Annotated in this window: 1 protein-coding gene; it reads left to right on the forward strand. The window is 31.6% G+C overall.

Translation table 11 applies throughout. The features are described 5' to 3' along the window. Nucleotides 1-266, forward strand: a 266-nt coding sequence (locus tag SB717_RS35885; RefSeq protein WP_410907746.1) for a transporter substrate-binding domain-containing protein, incomplete at its 5' end; no start/stop codon positions are given. Nucleotides 267-272: the final 6 nt, after the last annotated feature.

Here is a 272-nt window from a genome sequence, read left to right on the forward strand (position 1 = left end):
GCCAAGCGGCAGAATTATTAGCTTCAGGACGCGTTGATTTTACAATTAATGATAAGTTATCAGTATTAAATTATTTAGAAACGAAAAAAGATGCAAAAATTAAAATTGTAGATACAGAAAAAGAAGCTTCACAAAGTGGATTCTTATTCCGTAAAGGTAGCGATAAGCTTGTACAAGAAGTAGATAAAGCGTTAGAAGATATGAAAAAAGACGGTACGTATGACAAAATAACGAAAAAATGGTTCGGTGAAAATGTATCTAAGTAGTGCATT

Origin of the sequence: Priestia sp. SIMBA_032 (assembly GCF_046535215.1) — a bacterium.
Classification (GTDB): domain Bacteria; phylum Bacillota; class Bacilli; order Bacillales; family Bacillaceae_H; genus Priestia; species Priestia aryabhattai.